4 protein-coding genes and 2 pseudogenes are annotated in these 4,422 nt (G+C 36.5%); 4 read left to right on the top strand and 2 right to left on the bottom strand.

Annotation, left to right across the window (positions count from 1 at the left end; genetic code table 11):
- The coding region (locus QMZ64_RS22825; protein ID WP_301441621.1) for a polymorphic toxin type 50 domain-containing protein at positions 1 to 435 on the top strand (435 nt) is incomplete at its 5' end.
- A 25-nt stretch (positions 436 to 460) separates the two neighbouring features.
- Positions 461 to 796 (top strand): hypothetical protein, encoded by a 336-nt coding sequence (locus tag QMZ64_RS22820; protein ID WP_301441620.1) that lies wholly within the window; start codon positions 461 to 463, stop codon positions 794 to 796.
- A gap of 32 nt (positions 797 to 828) precedes the next feature.
- On the opposite strand, the pseudogene QMZ64_RS22815 reads toward QMZ64_RS22820, so the two are convergent.
- Both QMZ64_RS22815 and QMZ64_RS22810 read right to left on the bottom strand, forming a co-directional pair.
- A pseudogene (locus QMZ64_RS22815) lies at positions 829 to 1,008 on the bottom strand (peptidoglycan-binding domain-containing protein); the annotation flags it as partial.
- Between the two features lie 762 nt (positions 1,009 to 1,770).
- Positions 1,771 to 2,400: a hypothetical protein gene (locus tag QMZ64_RS22810; protein ID WP_035338636.1), complete on the bottom strand. Its 630-nt coding sequence runs from the start codon at positions 2,398 to 2,400 to the stop codon at positions 1,771 to 1,773.
- Between the two features lie 979 nt (positions 2,401 to 3,379).
- Here QMZ64_RS22810 and QMZ64_RS22805 point away from each other — a divergent pair.
- Together QMZ64_RS22805 and QMZ64_RS22800 are read left to right on the top strand one after the other, a co-directional pair.
- Positions 3,380 to 4,051, top strand: a complete 672-nt coding sequence (locus tag QMZ64_RS22805) for a hypothetical protein (protein ID WP_301441619.1) — start codon at positions 3,380 to 3,382, stop codon at positions 4,049 to 4,051.
- A 53-nt stretch (positions 4,052 to 4,104) separates the two neighbouring features.
- Positions 4,105 to 4,422 (top strand): annotated as a pseudogene (locus QMZ64_RS22800) (YolD-like family protein); the annotation flags it as partial.

Genomic DNA, 4,422 nt, shown 5'->3' with positions numbered 1-4,422 from the left:
TTTAAGTACGGAAAGCGCGGCTTCAAGTTATTTAAAGGTGAAGAAGCTGGAAAGAAAGTTGCGAAGGTAGATAAAACACCTTCCTACGGCAAACAATCCGTACCAAAAGGTCCGTACCGTGAAGTAAATGGTTTCCCTGCAAAAGTTAAACCAGGAGCTCAAGAAAAACATATTCCAGGAACACCTAACTACAAACAAGAAGTTGCCAACGGGAAAAACAAAAGTATCTTTAACGGGGATAACAAAAAAGCACAAGAATTGCTTGATACGTTTGCTGGAAAGGGTAAAAAATTAGGCAAGAATAAAGAAAGGGTAGACTTTGGCAAGGTGATAGGAAAATACTATGATATGGATACTGGTAAGTATGTAGAGACTACTAATGGAATGATACATTATGGAAAAGACGGAGCTCACATAGTACCAGCGAGACCATAAAAACCATTAAGAGAAGAGGATATACATGGGATACGATTCTTTAATTAGAACATTAATAAAGTATGAAAAAAGTGATATGATACTAGAATGGAAAAGTGGCTTAAGAATTATCGGTAAACTAGATACGGTTTTTGAAACAAACAATATGTTAGATGAAGCTGATATCAATTTTACAGAATATATTGCAGCTGCTTTTCAAGTGGATGATATTTTGTCCCATCCTGAAGAAAACAAAGGTAGTGTATATGATTGGTTAAGTCAAGGGGAAAGCTCCTTGGTTGAGATCTCTCTTTATGATGATCCGCCAAATAAAATTTTAGTAGATGGTCAGATAGTATGGGAATTGGACAGTAATGAATAACAGTTAGCCCTCTTTTTATAGAGGGCCTTTTTCTACTTCAATAACGCTTCAATTTTCGCCTTTGTCTTCAGTCCGTAAATACCGTCGGCAGACAGCCCGTGCATCAGCTGGAACCGCTTGATCGCGTTCGCTGTTTTCGGCCCGTAATAGCTATCTATGCCGTTATTCTTTGCCCCTTTGTCTGGATAGAAAAAGCGGGCAGCTAAAGCCTCCTAAATCTGCCGGACGGCCGTTCCCTTTGGGCCACGCGGAGGTTCAAGAAACAGAGAAATAACTTCTGTAAAAGGAAAACCGTTCCCTCCAACTCAAAACCCAAATGAAAGTTATAGGTTGGTTGATAGAACAAAACATAAAAAGAAATAATCAATTATGTGATATCAGGATTCTAAAGCTGATATCTTTTTTACTCACTCCTTACGCTAAACACTTATTAAAATTGCACCTTACACATACTCCGTAAGGAAGCCAAGTATTGCAAGTCACATGTCCAAAAAACATACTGCTTATAAATCTCCCGATACCAAAGCCGCAAGACTAGCGCGATCCGGCTCAGAATGTTCCTCCCGTCTGTCTTCATTCTTCATCGCCTCAATTTGAGTATCCGAATTCAACTTGATAAGGGAATGGTACATCTTCCATTATTTTTTGATAATTAAATCTTATCGTTAAAACAAACATAAAAACTCCCCCTTTTTGTCCCCTGTTTTGTCGGGAATTTGTCGCTTAATTGTCGTTTTCATTCCAATAAAATAAACAAAAAAGAGAGCAGATTGAAATCTGCTCCCTGCAAAAATTTATGATTTTTCATTATCAGATAATCTTAGAACCGCAATACTCAATAATATTAAGCCTATAAACGTGCCGTATTTTCCGGTATCTATATCTGTAAGTGGGGCTACAATATATTCAATTAAAAATATAATAATAGCTATTGAGACCAATATACGATTCATTTGACATTATCACCTCAATTATTAACCATTTCTCCAAGGAAAAATAAAAATGGTACCAGGTACCCAATTATAAGAAATTCCGTACTTTCCATTATCAGATATTTTTTTTATAACATACTTACCAGCAAACATTGCACCTGCAATTGCTCCAGCATATACTGAAATTCCAGGTACTTTCTTTACCAATGCTGTTATCCCAGCGATAGCCCCTGCAATACCGTCAGCATCCTCAACAATATTCAAGAATTTTTTAATTGTACATGAATTCAAATGCATCTTGACTAAAGGATATTCTACCGAAGCACCTTGTTTCCCTCTACATTTTGCTTGAATTGACATCTTACTTGATTCCTTAGAAAGACTGACTGTAGCAGAATCAACTAGTGTTTTATGCCCATCAGTTAACAAATATTGATCAACTTTAATCGCCTCTTTAGAGGTTCCTTTATCTAATGTTTTTTGATCAATAAGATACTGTTTTCCACCGTATTCAAGGGTATAAGATGCTTCATCTTCAGACTGGCTTATAACATTAATTCCAGAAGCATTAGTTTTTGCCTTTTCATTCATCGATGTCTTAGCATAAGATGGAAGTGCAAATCCGCAGACTAAACTTAATACAAGTAGCAAGCTTACTATTTTTGTTTTCAAATTATTATCCCTCCTTTAACGAGATTAACATAGTCATATTGAAAAATATACCACCTAACGATAAAACAGGAATTTTCACCCACACAAATGCTAACTGCAAAAAAGCACTCAGGTTATTCCGAGTGCTGTTGCTATACGATATATTGTACGCTGTTTTATTTCATAATAGGTGTCCTTTTTGAAGCCGAGTTCCATATTAATTTCTTTGACCCTGAGTTCATTAAAATGCTGGTTCTTTTTGCTTCCTCATTTCTACAATAATGATCATGCTGTCGAGGTTACTTTTCATTTCAGTATCCGAATAGTGTTAGTGAATAATCGTCATGCTTTCTTCCCCTTAAAATAACACATGGCCCTTTCATAGATTTCTAAAGAGAAGCTTGTCCGTTTTTTCATCCTCAAAATTCGAAACGGAGCTGTTCAGATCTCTCAGCCGTGTTCAGGAGCGGCTCGGCCACAAAAGTATTCAAGTAACATCCGATATTTAATTCTCATGTCAGCAAAAAGATCGACATGGATTCGATGAATAGATTTGAAGAGTATATCTCCACGAGAATGGAGTAATTTTTTTATTAATTTTTTGTGGGTGATTAATGTTCCATCTTAAAATATTAAAAACACCCACAAAAAAACCCCCTGACACCACTGGTGCCAAGGGGATTCCTAAATTAATACTGAGACATATACTGCTCGCGCTCCCAAGGGTGGACTTGTGTGCGGAACATAATTTGGATTTGAAATAGACTATGTATAGCACTGAAAATCCTTATAAACAAAGGCTTTTTCAGTGCTTGTTATTTTAAATCTGAAATAAATTCTGTATGAATCTCAATATTTTTTGGTCAAATTTTGGTCGTGATTTTGGTCAAGGAATTTAAAACTTGTACTGTAAGCAACAGAGATATTAAATTTCCATAGCAACATCCCCCTCACTTGTTTTAAAATGTAAATGGTCGTTTTAAACAAGAGGGGGTTTATTATGATTTTATTTATGGGTTTCCTAACAATCTTTTCAGTTTTAGGCTTAATTGTAGGAGTCATATTTCTCTTAGTTAAAAAAACAAGAAGTAAAGGAAAGATATTAACTCCTATTGCGTTTGTGTTAGCTGTAATCGGCTTCTGGTATATGGGGTCACCGGTACATAATGAGCAATCAGACGATAACAATCAAGAAACTTCTTCATCTTTAACCGATACGGCTTCAGTAGATGTTAATGAAGATGAAGACGAGGAAGACCTAAATTTAGACGACACCATAAACCATAAAGTTGATTGGTCTGTGAATAAGGACAATGTAAAGTTCAGAATTGATCAGGTCAGTGTCGTAAAACAGGATCTTGAATCAGGTGATCAAGGTATGATAGGTGTCCATTTCATTATCGATAATAAAAGCAATAAAGACATTTCAACTTACCCGACTCAAGGTACTCTACTCACAAACACAAGAGAGCAAATTAAAGCCAGTATTCATAGTGAGAACTTCGACGGAGATATCATGTCCGGAGCAAAAACAGACGGCTTTGTTCTTTTTCCAATCAAAAAATTAAATAGGCCTCAAGATATTAATTCTGTAAGAGTTAAATGGGATTTCTGGCCTGACAAAAACACTTCTGAAGGGTTAAAGGAACTTGATGCCCAATTAAGTTTTTAATCTTGAAATAAGAACGAAAGTTCCTATATAATCATCTCAAGGAGATGAGCACCATGAGAGATGACAACTTGAAAGATCGTGGATCAATTAAATGGACGGCCATGATGTTGCCGGAGCATGTCAGCCTGCTTCGCGAGTTAGAAAGCAACCAGAACAAAGTGAAAAGGCCGGTTCTTGATATGTCTCAGATCGAAGATATGGAAATGATCATAAGTGAAGCAATGGAGTTTAATAATCCAGTTCGGTTTTTCTGTATTTAAGCCGCTGCCAATGCTTAACGGACCCGAAACCGGGGAGATCGTTCAAATAGAGGGCCATATCCATTACATAAACCAGTTGAAGAAAACTTTCCATGTCTTGGATTCTAAAGG

The sequence above is a fragment of the Bacillus sp. LB7 genome, assembly GCF_030449715.1.
Lineage (GTDB): Bacteria > Bacillota > Bacilli > Bacillales > Bacillaceae > Bacillus > Bacillus paralicheniformis.
This window is presented reverse-complemented; position numbering and strand designations above follow the sequence as displayed.

What these genes read in the sequence shown, in the direction of transcription:
- QMZ64_RS22820 (WP_301441620.1), top strand. Translation starts at nt 461, where the DNA reads ATGGGATACGATTCTTTAATTAGAACATTAATAAAGTATGAAAAAAGT.
- QMZ64_RS22805 (WP_301441619.1), top strand. Translation starts at nt 3,380, where the DNA reads ATGATTTTATTTATGGGTTTCCTAACAATCTTTTCAGTTTTAGGCTTA.